At 63.1% G+C, this 17,760-nt stretch carries 17 protein-coding genes; 8 read left to right on the top strand and 9 right to left on the bottom strand.

Going from position 1 to position 17,760, the window contains the following annotated elements; genetic code table 11:
- Positions 1-124: 124 nt before the first annotated feature.
- The 8 genes from ABSY17_RS01695 to ABSY17_RS01730 all read left to right on the top strand — a co-directional run bounded on the left by ABSY17_RS01695 (position 125) and on the right by ABSY17_RS01730 (position 10,072).
- Positions 125-820: a GntR family transcriptional regulator gene (locus ABSY17_RS01695; RefSeq protein WP_378941719.1), complete on the top strand. Its 696-nt coding sequence runs from the start codon at positions 125-127 to the stop codon at positions 818-820.
- A 179-nt stretch (positions 821-999) separates the two neighbouring features.
- Positions 1,000-4,479 carry an indolepyruvate ferredoxin oxidoreductase family protein gene (locus tag ABSY17_RS01700; RefSeq protein WP_378941551.1) on the top strand — a complete coding sequence of 1,160 codons (3,480 nt, stop codon included), beginning with the start codon at positions 1,000-1,002 and terminating at the stop codon, positions 4,477-4,479.
- Between the two features lie 292 nt (positions 4,480-4,771).
- Complete coding sequence (locus ABSY17_RS01705; RefSeq protein WP_378941553.1) at positions 4,772-5,863, top strand: ABC transporter substrate-binding protein; 1,092 nt, start codon at positions 4,772-4,774, stop codon at positions 5,861-5,863.
- Between the two features lie 99 nt (positions 5,864-5,962).
- Entirely contained in the window at positions 5,963-6,856 is an 894-nt protein-coding gene (locus ABSY17_RS01710) for a branched-chain amino acid ABC transporter permease (RefSeq protein WP_378941556.1), read from the top strand.
- The gene (locus tag ABSY17_RS01715) at positions 6,849-7,742 is read left to right on the top strand and encodes a branched-chain amino acid ABC transporter permease (RefSeq protein WP_378941558.1); all 894 of its coding nucleotides are present in this window, start codon (positions 6,849-6,851) and stop codon (positions 7,740-7,742) included. The genes ABSY17_RS01710 and ABSY17_RS01715 overlap by 8 nt, the downstream gene beginning before the upstream one ends.
- Entirely contained in the window at positions 7,735-8,496 is a 762-nt protein-coding gene (locus ABSY17_RS01720) for an ABC transporter ATP-binding protein (RefSeq protein ID WP_378941560.1), read from the top strand. The genes ABSY17_RS01715 and ABSY17_RS01720 overlap by 8 nt, the downstream gene beginning before the upstream one ends.
- Positions 8,493-9,245, top strand: a complete 753-nt coding sequence (locus ABSY17_RS01725) for an ABC transporter ATP-binding protein (RefSeq protein ID WP_378941562.1) — start codon at positions 8,493-8,495, stop codon at positions 9,243-9,245. Before ABSY17_RS01720 ends, ABSY17_RS01725 begins: the two co-directional genes overlap by 4 nt.
- Positions 9,246-9,277: 32 nt before the next feature.
- Entirely contained in the window at positions 9,278-10,072 is a 795-nt protein-coding gene (locus ABSY17_RS01730; protein WP_378941565.1) for an Asp/Glu racemase, read from the top strand.
- 256 nt (positions 10,073-10,328) lie between these two features.
- Here the strand turns inward: ABSY17_RS01730 and ABSY17_RS01735 are convergent, their stop codons facing one another.
- The 9 genes from ABSY17_RS01735 to ABSY17_RS01775 all read right to left on the bottom strand — a co-directional run bounded on the left by ABSY17_RS01735 (position 10,329) and on the right by ABSY17_RS01775 (position 17,747).
- Positions 10,329-11,033 carry a GntR family transcriptional regulator gene (locus tag ABSY17_RS01735; RefSeq protein WP_378941567.1) on the bottom strand — a complete coding sequence of 235 codons (705 nt, stop codon included), beginning with the start codon at positions 11,031-11,033 and terminating at the stop codon, positions 10,329-10,331.
- Between the two features lie 120 nt (positions 11,034-11,153).
- Positions 11,154-11,903, bottom strand: a complete 750-nt coding sequence (locus ABSY17_RS01740) for an aspartate/glutamate racemase family protein (protein ID WP_378941570.1) — start codon at positions 11,901-11,903, stop codon at positions 11,154-11,156.
- Between the two features lie 11 nt (positions 11,904-11,914).
- Positions 11,915-12,637: an ABC transporter ATP-binding protein gene (locus tag ABSY17_RS01745; protein ID WP_378941572.1), complete on the bottom strand. Its 723-nt coding sequence runs from the start codon at positions 12,635-12,637 to the stop codon at positions 11,915-11,917.
- Between the two features lie 3 nt (positions 12,638-12,640).
- Complete coding sequence (locus tag ABSY17_RS01750; protein ID WP_378941575.1) at positions 12,641-13,420, bottom strand: ABC transporter ATP-binding protein; 780 nt, start codon at positions 13,418-13,420, stop codon at positions 12,641-12,643.
- 4 nt (positions 13,421-13,424) lie between these two features.
- On the bottom strand, positions 13,425-14,405 hold the full coding sequence (locus ABSY17_RS01755; RefSeq protein WP_378941577.1) for a branched-chain amino acid ABC transporter permease: 981 nt from the start codon (positions 14,403-14,405) through the stop codon (positions 13,425-13,427).
- Positions 14,406-14,409: 4 nt separating this feature from the next.
- Entirely contained in the window at positions 14,410-15,276 is an 867-nt protein-coding gene (locus ABSY17_RS01760; RefSeq protein WP_378941579.1) for a branched-chain amino acid ABC transporter permease, read from the bottom strand.
- Positions 15,277-15,344: 68 nt separating this feature from the next.
- Positions 15,345-16,544 carry an ABC transporter substrate-binding protein gene (locus tag ABSY17_RS01765; RefSeq protein WP_378941582.1) on the bottom strand — a complete coding sequence of 400 codons (1,200 nt, stop codon included), beginning with the start codon at positions 16,542-16,544 and terminating at the stop codon, positions 15,345-15,347.
- A gap of 540 nt (positions 16,545-17,084) precedes the next feature.
- Positions 17,085-17,273 (bottom strand): hypothetical protein, encoded by a 189-nt coding sequence (locus ABSY17_RS01770; RefSeq protein ID WP_378941585.1) that lies wholly within the window; start codon positions 17,271-17,273, stop codon positions 17,085-17,087.
- A gap of 81 nt (positions 17,274-17,354) precedes the next feature.
- Positions 17,355-17,747 carry a hypothetical protein gene (locus ABSY17_RS01775; protein ID WP_378941587.1) on the bottom strand — a complete coding sequence of 131 codons (393 nt, stop codon included), beginning with the start codon at positions 17,745-17,747 and terminating at the stop codon, positions 17,355-17,357.
- Between the last annotated feature and the right edge of the window lie 13 nt (positions 17,748-17,760).

The following is a 17,760-nucleotide window of genomic DNA, read 5'->3' on the forward strand; positions in this document are numbered from 1 at the left end:
CAAGTGTATCCACAAGAGGATTGTGGACTGCACTTCGTCGTGGCATTAGTTGAGCGACGTTGGGCCGCTAAGCGGGGCTCAATCCATGGACAGCCGGACCGAAGACGGAGCGCAGGTGCAAAAGATAGCCAAGCCCAAGAAGACTGGACGTGCTGCCGACAGCGTTGAAAAGGTTTACGAGGCGGTCAAGGAGTTGGCTGTCGAGTACCGGTTCAAGCCTGGCGAGCGTGTCAACGAAGTCGAGCTGGCAACCAGGCTGGGCGTGTCGCGCACACCGGTGCGCGAGGCGCTCAACCGGCTCGCCCGCGATGGCTTCATGACCTTCGTGCCCAATCGCGGTTTCCACGCCCGCGACATCACGCCCGAGGGCGTGCAGGAACTCTATGAGTTGCGCGCGGCGATCGAGCGGGCGGCCTTCCGGCTCGCCTGCGAGCGGGGTACCGACGCCGAGATCGCCGAGACCATCGCCATCTGGCAAAACAACAGCAATCTCGGTCCGACGACGGATTGGGCGAAGGTGGCCGAGGCCGACGAAGCGTTTCACATCGCGATCGTCACCCTGTCCAAGAACAGGCGTATGCTGAGCGCCCTCGAAGCCGTCAATTCGCTGATCCGGTTCTTCCGGCGCATCGATCTCGAGAGCAATCGCCGGCGCGGCGGCACCTATGACGAACATGCCGCGATCATCGAATGCCTCAGGCGCCGTGACGGCGACGCCGGCGGCGAGCTCATCGAGCGCCACATCACGCTGAGCTCGGCCCACGCCGTCGAAGTGACCAAGGAAGGCCTGGCGCGGATCTTCTTCGGCCGTCCCGACTAGGGCGGCAATCACCACCAGTCGAAGCGATACCTTGCTGTGCCTAAGCGGCAAGGCGTTGCTCGATGCGTTGACAGATCAATGTGTATACAGTAATGGATTTACATGAGAGCTGACTTTGCTCTCGCATGTCAGTTCCGTCTGGTCGTGCCCGGGCGGACATCCGCGCCCAGGAGATCCAGATGGCCAATCCGGCAGTTTCGCTCGACGACAAGTACCTGCTGGACGACGGCCGCATCTACGTGACCGGCACCCAGGCGCTGGTGCGCCTGCCCATGGTGCAACGTCGGCGCGACCGTGAGGCCGGGCTCGACACGGCAGGCTTCGTCACCGGCTATCGCGGCTCGCCGCTGGGCGGCATCGACCAGGCGTTCAGCCAGGCGCGCAAGTTTGCCGAGGCGAGCGACATCCGCTTTCAGACCGGGCTCAACGAGGACATCGCGGCGACCGCGATCCTCGGCACCCAGCAGATCAACCTGATGGAGAAGGCCAACAAGCAGGGCGTCTTTTCTATGTGGTACGGCAAGGGCCCAGGCGTCGACCGCTCGGGCGATGCCTTCCGCCATGGCAACCTCGCCGGTTCCTCCTCGCATGGCGGCGTCCTGCTGCTCGCCGGCGACGACCACACCTGTAAATCCTCGACCACCTCGCACCAGAGCGAATATGCGCTGATGGACGCGATGATCCCGGTGCTCAACCCGGCCGGCGTGCAGGAGATCCTCGACTTCGGCCTCTATGGCTGGGCGCTGTCGCGCTATTCCGGCTGCTGGACGGCCCTCAAGCTGATCGCCGAAACCGTCGATTCCTCCGCCTCGATCGTTGTTGCGAGCGACCGCCTCGCCTTCAACACGCCAGGCGATTTTGAGATGCCTGCCGGCGGGCTTGGCATTCGCTGGCCTGACAGTCCGCAAGAGCAGGAACGGCGACTGCACAATCTCAAGTTGCCGGCGGCGCTCGCCTTTGCCCGCGCCAACCGTTTCGACCGCGTCGCGCTCGGCGGTCTACGCCGCCGCCTCGGCATCGTGACGACAGGCAAGTCCTATCTTGATGTGCGCCAGGCGCTCGATGAACTCGGGATCTCGGAAGAGCGCGCCGTCGAACTCGGCCTGTCTGTCTACAAGGTCGGCATGGTCTGGCCGCTCGAGCCCGAGGGCATCACCGCCTTTGCGTCTGGGCTCGAAGAGCTTTTGATCGTCGAGGAAAAGCGCCCGCTGATCGAAGGCCAGGTCAAGGATATCCTATACAACATGCCGGCTGAGCGGCGGCCGCGCATCTTCGGCAAGCGCGATGGCGAAAACCGCATCGTTTTGCCAGCGCATGACGACCTCACCGCAATCCAGATCGCCCGCGCCATCGCCGCGCGCATCCTGCCCTTCATCGAAGACAAGGATCTGGTTGAGCGCATTGGCAAGCTCTCCGACATCGACGGCGCCAAGCTTGCCAGTCTCGCGCCGGTACAGCGCACGCCGTATTTCTGCTCGGGTTGCCCGCACAACACCTCGACGCGCGTGCCAGAAGGCAGCCGCGCACTCGCGGGCATTGGCTGCCATTGGATGTCGCAGGCCATGGACCGCAACACTGCGACCTACACACATATGGGCGGGGAGGGGGCCAACTGGATCGGCCAGGCGCCCTATGTGCCGACGCGCCACATCTTCCAGAACCTCGGCGACGGCACCTATTTCCACTCGGGCCTGCTCGCCATCCGCGCGGCGGTCGCCGCCAAGGTCAACATCACCTACAAGATCCTGTTCAACGACGCGACGGCGATGACCGGCGGCCAGCGCCATGACGGCACGCTGAACCCGCAGCGCATCACACACCAGCTCCGAGCCGAAGGCGTCGAGCGCATTGCCGTTGTTTCCGACGATATCGAGAAATATCAGGGCCAGGAGCCATTCGCGGCCAATGTTTCGATCCACCACCGCGACGAACTCGATGCCGTGCAGCGCGATTTGCGTGAGGTCGAAGGCGTGTCGGGCATCGTCTACGACCAGACCTGTGCTGCCGAGAAGCGCCGCCGCCGAAAGCGCGATCCCAAGCCGCGCGTCGAGCGCCGCGTCATCATCAACGAACTTATCTGCGAAGGCTGCGGCGACTGCTCGAAGAAATCGAACTGCCTGTCGGTGACGCCCGTCGATACCGAATTCGGACGCAAGCGCCGCATCGACCAGTCATCGTGCAACGAGGATTTCTCCTGCGTGAAAGGGTTCTGCCCGTCCTTCGTAACGGTTGAGGGCATGAGGCCGCGCCGGCCCAAGAACATCGATCCGAAGACGATCGCCGCGCGGCCGATCGCCGAACCGACACCATTTGAACTCACCGCACCCTGGAACGTGCTGGTCACCGGCGTCGGCGGCACCGGCGTCATCACCATCGGCGCGATCCTCGCCATGGCTGCTCATATCGAGGGCAAGGGCTGCTCGACGCTCGACATGGCCGGCATGGCGCAAAAGGGCGGGCCGGTGACCACGCACCTGCGTTTTGCGCCGACCCCGGACGACCTGCATGCGGTGCGCATCTCTTCGCGTTCGGCCGACGTCGTGCTCGGCTGCGATCTTGTCGTCGCTGCCGGCAAGGAAGCGCTCGGCGCGATCGCCAATGGCAAGACGCGCGTCGTGCTCAACTCCGAAGAGACAATCACCGGCGCTTTCATCCGCGACCCCAATTTCCGCGTTCAGGGACTTGGGCTTGCGGGCGTGGTCAAGGACATCGCCGGCGCCGATCAGGTGGAAACGATTGCCGCTACCCAGATCGCAACGGAGTTGCTCGGCGACTCCATCGGCACAAATCTGTTCATGGTCGGTTATGCCTGGCAGCGTGGGCTGATCCCGCTGACCTCGGCAAGCATCGACAGGGCGCTTGAGCTCAACGGTGCGGCGGTCGACATGAACCGCACCGCCTTCCGCCTCGGCCGACTTGCCGCAGCGGATCGTGCGGCCGTCGATGCCTTGCTGCCCAGGACGCAGGCCAACTCACCGCTTGGCCATCGTGTTGCCTCGCAGTCGCTCGACGAGGCGGTGACACGACGCGTGGCGTTCCTCACCGCCTATCAAAATGCTGCCTACGCAAGCGACTACCGCGCCTTCGTCGATCAGGTGCGCGCCCGCGAAAGGGCATTGACGGGCTCTGAAGGCAAGCTCTCCGACGCCGTCGCCAGCTATCTGTTCAAGCTGATGGCCTACAAGGACGAATACGAGGTGGCGCGGCTCTATTCAGACGGCACGTTCCGCAAGCAACTGGCCGAGACTTTCGATGGCAAGGGCAAGCTGACATTCCACCTGTCGCCGCCGCTTCTGGCCGAGAAGGATCCCAACACCGGCGAGCCGGCCAAGATGACCTTTGGTCCGTGGATGCTGGGCGCCTTCGGTGTGCTGGCGAAGTTCAAGCGCCTGCGCGGCACCGCACTCGATCCGTTCGGCTACAGCGCCGAGCGCCGCACCGAACGCGCGCTTGTCGTGGAATACCGAGCCCGCATCGAACGCCTGCTCGTTGGCCTGACGCCGGACAATCTGGCGACCGCCGTCGCGATTGCCGAGGTGCCGGAAGAGATTCGCGGCTACGGGCACGTCAAGGAATGCAACCTCAAGCTGGCGCGTGCCAAATGGGCATCGCTTGAACAGGCTTTCGAGCAGCGCCCGCTGGCGATTGCCGCCGAATAGGATTCGGCCGGCCCGAACCGTTCAGCTCGGGCCTCCTTTCCCTGGTTTCCGACGTCGCTTCGCGTGCCTGAAAACAGCGTGGCGGAACGGTCGGCGGGCCTGTGCGCTGCAGCATGAAGCCGCACCGGAAACCGCACAAAACAAGCCCTTTCAGCGATCCTGCGGATAAAATCGAAAGTGCATCATTATGTGTATTCACTTCTGAAAAATTCTGTGTCTACATATCTTCGATAAAGAGGGGACCGGGCGCCACGTAGCGGCCCGGCCGACAACGAAACGAATGGAGATGAAAATGCACAAAGCCCTATTAGCTGCCGCTTGTCTTGCGCTGGGCAGCATGCCCGCATTGGCCCAGGAGGTCGTTCTTGGCGCCGTCGTGCCGCTGTCCGGCGCGAGTGCCACGCTCGGCGACGACCAGCGCCGCGGCATCGAACTTGCCGTCGACAAGATCAACGAGAATGGCGGCGTGCTTGGCGGCAAGAAGCTTCGCGTCATTGTCGAGGACTCCGGCGGTCGCGCGCCGTCCGCGCTCGACGCGGCCAAGAAGCTGGTCACCGTCGACAACGTGCCGGTGGTGATTGGTGAATACTCTTCCGGCATCACCATCCCGGTCGGCCAGTACCTGGTCCAGGAAGGGCGCGTGCATCTCAATATCGGTTCGTCCAGCGGCAAGATTCGCGGCCTCGGCGACGGTTCGTTCTCGCTGATCGGCCTAGACAACGTATCCTCCGGCTTCGCTGCCCAGGACGTGGTCGATAACAAATGGAAGAAGGCGGCGGTGATCGTGCCGAACAACGCCTATGGCCAGGGCGTCGCCGAACAGTTCCAGAAGGCCTTTTCAGCGCTTGGCGGCGAAGTTGTCACCACGGTGATGTATACCGAGGGCCAGACCACTTACCGCCGCGAACTGCAGCAGATGGAACGCAGCGAGCCCGACGTCTATGTCTACTCGGCTTATGGCAAGGAAGCCGCGACAATCAACCGTGAGTCTTTCGAGCTCGGCATCAACTCGACGCCGTGGTACGCCATCTATCTGTCGATGTGCACCTCTGACGCCGACCCGAAATTCGTCCAGGGCCAGTATGGCCTCGACCTGAACTACATCGGCCCCGATGGCGCTGCCTATGAAACCGCCTACAAGGCCAAGTACAACGAGCCCTTCAAGACCAGCTTCAACGGCTATGGCTACGACGCCGTGATGATGACCGCCGCGGCCATCGAGAAGGCCGGCTCGGCCGAGCCGAAGGCGATCACCGCCGCGCTGAAGGAAATCGGCAACGGCTACAAGGGCGCCACCGGCGACATCACCTTCGATGCCGACCGCCAGCGTTCCAAGCAACCCTACCTCAAGCTGAAGATCGAGGACGGCGTTCAGCAGCGCTGATGCCAGGTCTTCGGGGCAGGCCGGCACCTGGCGCCACGCCTGCCCCTTTCGCGCACGCGCCTCGCAGGCTGCGCTGAATTCCCCTTATGAGAAAAGAGCATGGTCCAGTTTGTCGTCGACGTCCTGATCCGCGCGGTCGACCTGGCGCTGATCGCCATCGGGTTGAGCAGCGTCTATTCGCTGATCCGCTTTCCCAACGTAGCGCTTGTACAATATGCGACGACCGGCGCGCTTTTGGCGCTTGGCCTGCAGATGGCCGGCTTGCCGCTGGTGGTTGCTGCCATCGCCGCCTGCGCGCTGGTCGGCATCATCGCTGTGGTGCTCAACGTCGTCGTTTTCGAACGCCTGCTGCGCGCCGGCTCGGCCATCGCCATGATCGGTTCGCTGGCGCTTTCCATGGTATTTTCGGCGATCTTCCTCGTCACGGCTGGCCCCAGGCCCAAGCGCTTCGAGCTGGAGATCAACCCGCCGCTGCGGTTCCTCGGCGCGCGCCTGACCGAGCATCAACTGATGTCGGTCGGCATCAGCGCGCTTGCAATCGCCGTTTTCGCGCTGATCCTGTTCCGCACCGACCTCGGCCGCTGCATGCGTGCCACCGCCACCAATTCCGTGCTCGCCAGCGCCACTGGTATAGACACCCGCAAGGTCACCAACACCGTCGTCCTTCTGTCCGGCGTGATGGCCGCACTTGGCGGTATTGGCCTGTCGGTCAAGGGCGAGATGAGCGCTCAGCTCGGCCTCGACATGCTGCTGCCGGTGTTTGCCGCCGCAATCCTGGGCGGGCTCGGCAATGCACTCGGTGCTGCCGTCGGCGCTGTCGTGATCGCCGCTGCCGAAACGATGGTCACCAATGTCAATTTCGGGCCGCTGTTCGGCGAGTCCGTGCTGTTCATTCCTGCGGCATATGCCACCGCCGCATCCTTCCTGCTGCTCGTCGTCGTACTTCTGATGAAGCCCTACGGCCTGTTCGTCTCGGAGGTGAAACGTGTTTGAGTTCCTCATCCATGTCGCGATCATGGCCTGCCTCTACGGGCTGTTGTCGCTCAGTCTCGACCTGCAGGTCGGCTTTGCCGGGCTGGTCAATTTCGGCCAGGTGATCCTGTTCGGCTGCGGCACCTATGGCGCGGCGATCGCCTTCTCGCACCAGCTTGGCCCGGTCGCCGGCATCGCGCTCGGCATCGTCTTCGCCGTCGTGGTCGCTGCCGCCTTCGCCCGGCTCGGCCGCAATCTCGGCGCCGACTACTGGGGCATCGCCACGCTCGCTGTTGCCGAAGTGCTGCGTATCCTCGCCAACAACGAGGCCTGGCTGACCGGCGGCGCACAAGGCGTCAGCGGCATTCCGCTGCTGTTCGGCGACATGCCGCGCCCGATGGGGCCGCTGATGACGCTAGGCCTGTGCGTGCTCCTGCTTCTCGCCGCCTGGTGGCTCTGCCAGCGCCTGACCACCAGCCGCTACGGGCTCGCGCTCAAGCTGATGCGCGAGGAGCCGCAACTGGCCGCTTCGCTCGGCTACGACCTGGCAGCGCTCAAGACACAGACGTTGATGGTCGCGGCCGTTCTCGCCGCCGCTTCCGGCTTCGTCTTCGCCCACTACGTCACCTTCGTCGGTCCTGACCAGCTGGTCAGTTCCGAGACTTTCCTGATCTGGGCGATGGTCATCATCGGCGGCTCGGGCAACCATCTCGGCGCCATCGTCGGCGCGATCCTGATGCAGTTCCTGTTCGCCTTCGTTCCCTTCGTGAAGGACGCGCTTGGCCTGCCCTCGGAATATGTCGCAGCGATGCGCCTGACGCTGGTCGGCGGCGGCCTGCTCGCCTTCCTGATGGGGCGCACGCAGGGCCTGATCCCCGAACGTATCGGAGGCAAGCAAAATGGCTGAAGCTGTCCTGACCGCCGAGCGCGTCGCAAAAGCGTTCGGCGCTCATAAGGTGCTGAGCGACGTTCGCTTTCGCATCGGCGCCGACGAGATCGTCGGCCTGCTCGGACCGAACGGTTCGGGCAAGTCGACCCTGCTCAACATCGTCTCGGGCTTTTCACGCCCCGATGCCGGCGATATCCTGTTCCTCAGCAAGAGCGTCGCGGGAATGCCTTCGCACAAGATCGCGCGACAGGGCCTGGTGCGCACCTTCCAGCTGCCGTCGATGCCGCACCGCATGACCGTACGCGAGGTGCTGCGCGCCGGATCGCGCGACGGGGCAGGGCTGCTCGATGCCTTCAGCAGCAGAGGCAGCGACGACGCCGAGGCGGAAGAACTGATCGAGCAGTTCGCGCTCGCGCCTGTCGCCCATCAGCCAGCAAGCTCGCTGTCGGGCGGGCAGAAGAAGCTGCTTTCCATCGCGGTCGCCTTGCGCACCCGGCCAAAGCTGCTTTGCCTCGACGAGCCAACGGCGGGCGTGCATCCGCAGCTGCGCGGGCGCATGGTCGAGTTGCTCAAGGCGTTCAACAAGCGCGGTGTAGCGATGCTGGTGGTCGAACACGACATGCATTTCATCCGTGAACTGTGCGGCCGCTGCATCGTGCTCGACCGCGGCGAGATCATCGCCGATTGCGCCCCGCGCGAGCTCACCGAAAACGAGCGCGTCGTCGAGGCCTATCTCGGCAAGTCGGTGGCAAGGCAGAAGGTGTCGGCATGATCCGCGTCAACAATGTGCGCGCCGGCTATGGCGATGGTCCCGATATCCTGCAGGGCATTGACCTGACCGCATCTGGCGGCGAGATCGTCACCATTCTCGGCCCCAATGGCTGCGGTAAGTCCACTCTTCTCAAATGCATCGCCGGCTTCGTCAGGCCACGCAGCGGGGCGGTCGAGATGGAAGGCCGCGATGTCAGTGCAGTTGCCGTCCATGACAAGGTCAAACACCATCGCATGGGTTTTGTGCCGCAGACCGACAATGTGTTTTCTACGCTTACGGTCGCCGACAACATCCTGCTTGGCGCGCGACATCTGCCGGTGGCCGAACGCAACGAGCGCTATGCCGAGTTGATGGCGCAATATCCTTCTCTGGCCTCCAAGCAAGAACGCAAGGCTTCGGCTTTGTCGGGTGGCGAGCGCCAGATACTTTCGCTGGCCCGCGCTCTGATCTCCAACCCGAAGGTGCTGTTACTCGACGAACCCTCGGCGGGCCTGTCGCCCCTGATGATGCACGAAGTCTTTGCCGCGATCGCCGAGATCCGCGACCGCACCGGGATGTGCATCGTCATGGTCGAGCAAAACGCCTTCGAAGCACTAGGTGTTGCCGACCGGGCCTATGTGCTGTCGCTCGGCAAAGTGGCGATCGAGGGCAGGGCGGCGGACCTGCTGGCCGATCCTGCGATGCGCCATCTCTACCTCGGCGGCGAGCCACCGGCTTCCGAGCATCCCCGGCTCGCAGCCGTCAGCTGACGCAGCGCCTCCCAGACATAGAAGGGCAGATCATGACCATCGCCGCACAACCCGCCGCAGCCGCCGGCCTTGTCTCGAATATCGAGAACATTCCATTCGAAACAGACGATGGAATCGGCCAGACGGCCAATCTCGGCCTTCTAGTGCTGCGCACCGACCAGACCATCGAAGACGAGTTCCGTTTTGCTTTGCCCGAGGGCGTAGCACTCTACGAGGCGCGGCTGCACTCGCCTGTCGAGATCACGCCCGACAATCTGCGCAAGATGGAAGCCGATATCCCCGGCACCGTCGGTCTTTTGCCCGACGTGCGCTTCGACGTCATCGGTTTCGGCTGCACCTCGGGCGCGCTGGTGATCGGCGAGAGCCAGATTGCCAAGCGGGTCAGGGAAGTCATGCCGGAAGTGAAGGTCACCGATCCTGTGACCGCGGCACTCGCCGCCTTCATGGCGATGGGGGCCAAGAAGATCGCGCTTCTCACACCCTACATCGCCACCATCAACCACACGCTACGGGAAGCCTTCATGACGCGCGGGCTTGAGATTCCCGTCATGGGCTCGTTCAACGAGCCGGACGACAATCTCGTTGCCCGCATCACAACCGAAGCGATCGAAAGAGCCATCCTCGATGTCGGTTCGTCGGATGAATGCGAGGCGGTGTTCGTGTCCTGCACCAGCCTGCGCGTCGCCCGTATTGCCGAGCGTGTCGAAGCGAAGCTTGGCAAGCCGGTGACGTCGAGCAACCATGCCATGGCCTGGCACATGCTGCGCCTGGGTGGCTATGGCAGTCCGATCGAAGGTCTGGGCAAGCTCTACCGCACATCGCTTTGAGCGATGACTTGGTAGATCCAGCGGGCCTACCAAATCCTGCGTGCCACGAAGTGAAGCGAGGAGATGCTCGGCGTTCGCCTTGCGTCGGGCTCTCCAAGCAGCTTCACAATGCCAAACCGAGACGCTGTTTGCACCTCGTCATGGAGGCGACGCAGAGGCTGAGCACCCTTCTCCGCCAGCGGCGTTGGCCCATCTCGCGGACGCCGAGATCGCACGGGTCCACATCAAATCGGCGTGGATCAACGCGCGCGAAAAATCAGCAGAGAATATCGGCCAGCCTGTCGGGACGTTGACCAGCGCGCGCGAGGTCCAAGCCGGACAGCAGATCGACCAAATGGCTCTTCATAAGCGCGGCGGCCTCCGAGGCTTCCCCTGCCTCGATGGCATCAACAAGTGCGTGGTGCGCATGGCTCTCGCAAGTGGTGTCGCGCCGTTTCCAGTAGAGCGCGATAATCAGCGAGGAGTGTGAAACGAGATCACGCACGAACCCGGTCAGGATGGAATGATTGGCGATTTCGGCGACACCGACATGGAAGCGCGCCGACAGCATGATGGCGTCGCTGTCGCGACCGGCATGCAGCGCCTCGCGCTCCTTTTCGAGATGCCGGCGCAGGAGGAGAATGTCTTCCGGCGTGGCCATTTCGGCGGCAAGTGCGGCCACCTTCGGTTCGATCAGGGCGCGTGCCTCGAGCACCTCGCGCGCCTCCCTGGGCGACGGATGGGCGACAAAGGCGCCGCGATTGCGCTCGAGCCGGACGAGTCGGTCATGGGCGAGCGCCTGAAGCGCTGCGCGGATGACGGTGCGGCTGACCGAATAGATCGACGCCAACTCGTCCTCGGGCAGCTTCGTGCCGGGCGCGAGGCGATGACCAACAATAGCATCTCTCAGGCCGCGATAGATCGGGGCCCAGCGCGCCGCGGGCCTGTCGCTGTCGTTTTCGGGTCGCAGAACCGTCGACATGTACATCGTTTCTGGCAAGCTCTCCGTTCAGCGCTCGCCGTTGGCAGTCATCGAACCCGGTCGCGCCAGCCGCAGGAATCCCACATGCGGCGCCGGCCGGTCAATCCCGTCCCGCGCCGCTCAAGTCTTGGCGGCCGCCTCGCCTGACGGCGACAGGGACGCATAGGATCCCGCGTAACGCTTGGCTAACGGCGTGGCATAGCCGCCCGCCTTGGACGTCTTGAGCCCCAACGCCGAAACGACTTCGGCCAGCCTGACCGCGCAGGCTACGCCGTCAAGCACCGGCACCCCATGCTCTTGCGACAGCTCTTCGGCCAGGTCGGTCATTCCGGCGCAGCCGAGCACGATCGCCTCGGCGTGGTCCTCGGCGATGGCCCGGCCTATCTCGCCCGAGATCTTGCGGCGGGCATCCGAGCCAGGCAGCTCGAGGTCAAGCACGGCGACATTTGAGGCGCGGACTCTGGCGCAGCGTGAGGCCAGCCCATATCGCATCAGATTGTACTCGATGGCGGGCACCGAGCGCGCGAGCGTGGTGACGACGCTGAACTTGCCGGCGACCAGGGTTGCCAGGTGAAACGCCGCCTCGCCGATGCCGATGACCGGCGCGTTGGTGGCACATCGCGCAGCGTCGAGTCCGGTATCGTCGAAGCAGGCAATGACATAAGCATCCATGTCACCGGCCCGCGCCATTTCGGCGATGATGCCCGGCACGGCGAACACCTCGTCGAAATAGCCCTCTATGCTGGGCGGGCCGTCCGTCGGGTTGACCGCAACGATATCGGTTCCGGCCGATGCGGCGGCTTCAGCCGCCTTGCCGATCTTGTCGGTCATCGAGGCCGTAGTGTTGGGATTTATGACGAGGATGCGCATGTCCGTCTCGCCTATACTTCGCCGCCGAGATAAAGGTGCCTCACCCGCTCGTCGGTCAGCATCTCGGCCGAGCTGCCGCTGAGCACCACCTTGCCGGTGGTCAGCGCATAGGCGCGCTGCGAAATGCGCAGGGCCATGCGCGAATTCTGTTCGACCAGCAGCACGCTGACCTTCTCGTCGCGATTGATGGCCACGATGGACCGCGCGATGTCCTGCACCAGCTTGGGTGCGATCCCGAGCGACGGCTCGTCGAGCAGCAGCAGGCGCGGCCGGGCCATCAGCGCGCGGCCGATCACCAGCATCTGCTGCTCGCCGCCGCTCATCGTTCCAGCCTGCTGGGCGTAGCGCTCCTTCAGCCGGGGAAAGCGCGTCAACACCATGTCGATGTTCTGCTGGATCTCGGCCTTGTCGCTCCGCGTGAAGGCTCCCATCAAGAGATTGTCGCGGACCGTCATGAAGGGGAAGACACGACGGCCCTCCGGCACCATGGAGATGCCCATGCGGACGATCTCGTCGGGCGCGGTGCCGTCGATGCGCTTGCCGCGATAGTGGATCTCGCCCTTGCGTGGCTTCTTGAGGCCGGTGATGGCCCGCAGGATCGAGGTCTTGCCGGCCCCATTGGCGCCGATCAGCGCTACCGTCTCGCCCTCGCGCACCTCCAGCGACACGCCCTTCAGCGCATAGACGTGGTCGTAGTAGAGTTCGACGTCGGCGAATTTGAGCAGCGGATCCATGGCCTACAATCCGATCGCTTCGTCTTCGGCGCCGAGATAGGCCTCGATCACCATCGGGTCCCGCTGGATTTCGGAAGGCGTGCCTTCGGCGATCTTCTGGCCGAAGTTGAGGACGACGATACGATCCGAAATGTTCATGACAGCAGCCATGTCATGCTCCACCAGAAGCACGGTAATGCCGCGGTCGCGCAGCTTGCGCACCATCCCGACCGCGCGCCGGGTCTCGTCATGGTTCATGCCGGCGAACGGTTCGTCGAGCAGGATCACCGCCGGGTTGGTCGCCAGTCCGATGGCAATGCCGAGTGCCCTGAGATGGCCGTGGGGCAGGGTGCTGGCAATCTCGTTGCGCATCGGCACAAGGCCGAGGAAGGTAAGTATCTCGTCGGCCGAGCGGCCGAATGCCGCCAGATCCTGACGGGCGGCGGTACTGCCGAAATAGAAGCCGGCCAGGCTGGCCTGCGAACGCAGGTGGTGCGCCGTCACGACATTGTCGTGCACGGTCATGTTCCTGAAGATGGTGGTTTCCTGGAAGGTGCGCACCACGCCCTTACGGGCCACGATATGCGGCGCCAGTCCCGAAATCCGCTCACCCTTGAAGCGCACTTCACCATTGGTGGGCCGCAAGAAGGAAGCGATGAGCTTGAACAGCGTCGACTTGCCGGCGCCGTTCGGCCCGATCACCGACAGGATCTCGCGCTCGCGCACGGAAAATGACACGTCGTTGACAGCGACCAGGCCGCCGAAGCGCTTGGTGAGCCCAACGATCTCGAGGATGTCGGCCATGGCGTCAGGCGCTCCTCTTGCCGGGCAGCGTCAGGCTCAACAGGCCGTTGGGCAGGACGAGCATCAGTGCAATCAGAACGGTAGAGAATATCAGCAGTTGGTATTCGCCGGTCTGGAACAGCATGTCCCAGCCGAAATAGAGCACGAAGGTGCCGAGCATCGGGCCGAGCACGTAGCCCAGCCCGCCGAGGAAGCAGTTGAGCATGAAGTTGATGGAGTCGGTGACGGTGAAGCTCGACGGATAGATCGACTGCGAGATCGAGGCGAACATGGCCCCGCCGACGCCGCCCAGGAAGGACGAGATCGCATAGGCGATGATGCGCAGATAGGCGATGTCGACGCCGATGGAGGACGCCAGCTCCTCGTTCTGCTGCAGCGACTGGCAGAGCTGGCCGATGCGCGAATGAACGAGCCGGTAGAGGCCGAGGAAACAAAGCGCCATCATCAGTACGGCCACGATGTAGAAGGCGAGCCGGGGGTTGGCCAGCGTGGCGAAATCGGGAACCAGTGTGAGGCCGAAGATGCTGATGCCGGTCGGCAAGGGGATGCTGACGATGCCCTTGGCGCCGTTGGTCACCGGCAGGGCCAGGGCGAGCAGCCGCGTAACCTCGGTGAGCACCAGCGTGACCATGGCGAAATAGACACCGCGCAGCCGCAGGATCGGCAGCCCGATGAGCACGCTCGCGCCGGCACAGAACAGGCCGGCCAGCGGCAAGGTCAGCCAGAAGGACACGCCGTAGTTCATGACCAGGATCGCCGACACATAGCCGCCCATCAGCGCATAGGCGCCCTGCCCTATGTTGATGCAGCCGATGTAGAAGGTGATCCAGACGCCGGCGCTGATGATGCTGAGCAGCGCAACCGAGGTCAGGGTGTAATAGAGGTCGGTTCGGCCGCTCGCGCTGATGAGCAGCGGCACACCGACCAGTAGCACCAGAAGGACAACGACGGCCCAGATGATCCTGGTGGACGTTGCTGTCTTCATCGCATCAGCCCCACGGTTTGCCCATCAGCCCATTTGGGCGGATGCTGAGGAAGACCATGAGCAGCGCAAAGATGACGAGGTAGGTGACGTCGCCATATTGGCGCAGCACCGTGAGGCCGACCGATTCCATCATGCCGAGGATGAAGCCGCCGGCAATGGCGCCGCCGACGACGCCGGCACCGCCGATCATCACCATCAAAAAGGCCTTGACCGAGATCGGCCCGCCAATGCCCGAATTAACGCCGGTGATGCTGACCAGCAGCCCGCCGACCACGCCGGCGAGCATCGCGCCGAGCGCAAAGCCGATCATCGTATAGCGGTCGACCTTCACGCCCATGAGTTGGGCGGCGATGCGATCCTGAGCCAGCGCCCGCATCGCACGGCCCGGCTTGCTGTATTGCATGTAGAGCATGAACGCAGCGATCATCAGGATCGCGACCACGCCGACGACGATGCGGTCGTAGGGCATGATCAGCCCGTCGGAAACAAACACGCCGCTGACGATCTTGGGGACGCCGCGCTGCTTCTCGCCAAACAGGAGCAGGATCACGGCATCGAGAAAGAAGGCGGTGGCTGCCGCTAGCAGCATCGTGCTCTCTTCACGCTTGCTGCGCCTGATGACGGTGCGAAAGAGGAATCTTTCCATCAGCGCGCCGATGATGGCGAGCGTCACGCCCGAACAGACCAGCGCCACGGCGAAGGGCAGCTTGAATTGGCCGTAGACCGTATATGTGACGAAGCCGCCCAGGACATACATCTGCCCATGGGCGAAATTGAGCACGTTCATCAGTGCGAAGATCAAGGTCAGTCCGAGCGCGACCAAGGCGTACTGGGCGCCGAGATAGAGCCCGTTGGCGATCACCTGTTCCATGGCGGGAAGTCCGCTCCGCGGGAGGTTCGGGATCGCTCCCGAACCTCGATTGACGTGTCAGGCGGATGTCAGTCCACTTCCCCGACGAACAGCGTCTTGAAGGCGCCGTTCTCGAACTCGGTCACCACCATCGGCACCGAAACCTGCCGCTTCTGTCCGAAGGAGGACGTGCCGACATATTTCAGCGTGCCACCCTTGGCGTAAGGGTTGGGCGCGGAGAATGTGTCAATGGTCTTCTTGAACTCGTCGACACTGTCGATTGCCTTGGGGTTCGCCTTCAGCGTCTCGATAATGTATTCGAGCGCATAGACCTTGGTGTTGGACTCGTCGTTGTATTCACCGAACTTCTTAGTGTAGCGATCGATGAATTCGTCCATCATCGGCGTGCGGATCTCCGGTGTCGAGGCGCCACCGACCGAGATGAAGCCGTTGGCCAGTTCACCGGCACCTTCCTGAAGCACCGTCGCGTCCTGCGCCGTCTCGGCCGAGATCAGGCCCTGGTAGCCGAGCTCGCGTGCCGCGCGGATGAGCAGCGGCGCATTGGCAGGCGCCACGCCCGAAAGCACGAGCAGGTCCGGCTTCAGCGCCACGATCGGCGTCAGCACCGGCGTGAAGTCGCGCGTATCGTTCTGATAGGTGTCAGTCTCGGCGACGACGTCGAGGCCGAGCGCCTTGGCGGCAGCGACACCGCTGTCGCGCTGACTGAGCGGATCGGATTCGTTGGCAGCGATGAAGGCGATCTTCTTGATGCCCTTGTTGTCCATCAGATATTTGTAGATCGCCGGACCCGACTGATAGTTGGCGACCATGCCGAGCACGGCGTTGGAGGCCGGCGCGACATAGAGCGATTTCGGGAAGGCGTAGGGGAAGTAGATGATCCCCTGGGACTCGGCCACCGGACGGACGGCGGCCGCCCCGTCGTCGACATTCGGCCCGACGACATAGTGGATGCCCTCCTGTGCCATCTTTTCCATGCCGGCGATGGCGCGCTTGGGGTCCTTCTGGTCATCGAAGGTGACGATAGTGATGTTGTAGGTGTCGTCGCCGATCTTCACGCCGCCGGTTTCATTGAGCCAGTCGGCGCGCGTCTGCATCGAACGCACGTTGGAGGTGCCCCAGGCCGCGGCGGGACCGCTGGCCACACCGACGAACCCGATCTTGAGTTCCTTGTTTGCGGCTTGCGCCGGAAGCGGGCCGACGGCTGCGATCGCCAATGCCGAAACGGCGCCCAGCGCCAACGATTTCAAAGTCGCGCGTCTGTTGATCATGGCGTTCCCCATTGTTGGTATCCGGCGTTGGGTTACCTGTTCTCTGCGGCTCGGATTACGTAAGGAAACTCTAATATACAGGTTTGTCAACACGATCATCATCGCTTGTATACAAAATGCCAGTATCGCATCAGTTAGATGTCAGCATTCAATAGGTTGTCCATTCGGACCGGACCGAGGAGACTGGAGTTACCAGGCTTCAGCCAATCTCGGAGGGTCCGAATGAACATCCGAAAGAACGCTCGTCAGACGCCGCTGCGTTGAGCGGATCTGCCAGCAGCCCCTATCGGGTGCAACTTCGGCATTGGCGAAGACAAGCACGACCTGTGCGTGCCGCTGTTACGCGAGGCGTTACCGGGACTTCTTCCAAGCGTTTTGATGTCCGGCCGTCACCTAATTGTGAACTGCGCGGTTGACCCTCTGGATGAGGCGATGTCTGATGGACCGACACGAGCGGTACGCAGAAACCCCATCGAGGCCATTCGACCAATGGCGGCGGAAGGTCCGAGATGAAGCGGCGGGCCATCGTGGGTAGAGCTGTCAGAGAAGCCGATTGTCCTCGGCGGCCTGTCGGGCACGGCGGCGTGTGCCGTCTGTATCTGATTTCCGGTGCCTTTCCGCCGCGGCCTTCCGAATCTGTTCGAAGCGGTTGTTCTCGTCTTTAATGGCAGATGGCTTCAGTTCGACCTTTGACGATTGCAGTTCGCCCTTCTTCACAAAAGAGATCATTCTTCACGCTCCTTGCGTTGACGGATTGAGGGAATGCACGGCGACACCGGGACGAAAGATCCATGTGGTTGCGGGAAAGATTCAGGTCGCGAGTGCGGTGGCGCAGCCGATCGAGGCGCGTCGATCGGGAGCGGTTTCTCCGGGCATGATTGCCCAACCTCCCGTCTCGATGAACTTTTGTCTCTCGTAGCCCACGGTCTTGGCCTTTAATTCAGTCAGCTTCGATGCTGCGTCAGGTGCTGCATTGAACCTCTCGACGCATATGGTCGAGGCGAGTTGACCGCGCGCCACATCGCCGGCTGTCATCGCAAGTGCCTGCGAGGTGCCGCCGGTAACCCAGCCGCCCCAGCTGAAGCCGACGATCATGGTGCCGACGGCCGTGCCAATGCACGTCCAAACGAGTGTCGACTTGGACGGTTGGTAGTTCTCCCATCGTGCGGCGATGGACTGCTTTTGGTTGGTTTGCATGGCCATGGAAACGTTCCTT

Origin of the sequence: Mesorhizobium sp. ANAO-SY3R2 (assembly GCF_042466635.1) — a bacterium.
Taxonomy (GTDB): domain Bacteria; phylum Pseudomonadota; class Alphaproteobacteria; order Rhizobiales; family Rhizobiaceae; genus Aminobacter.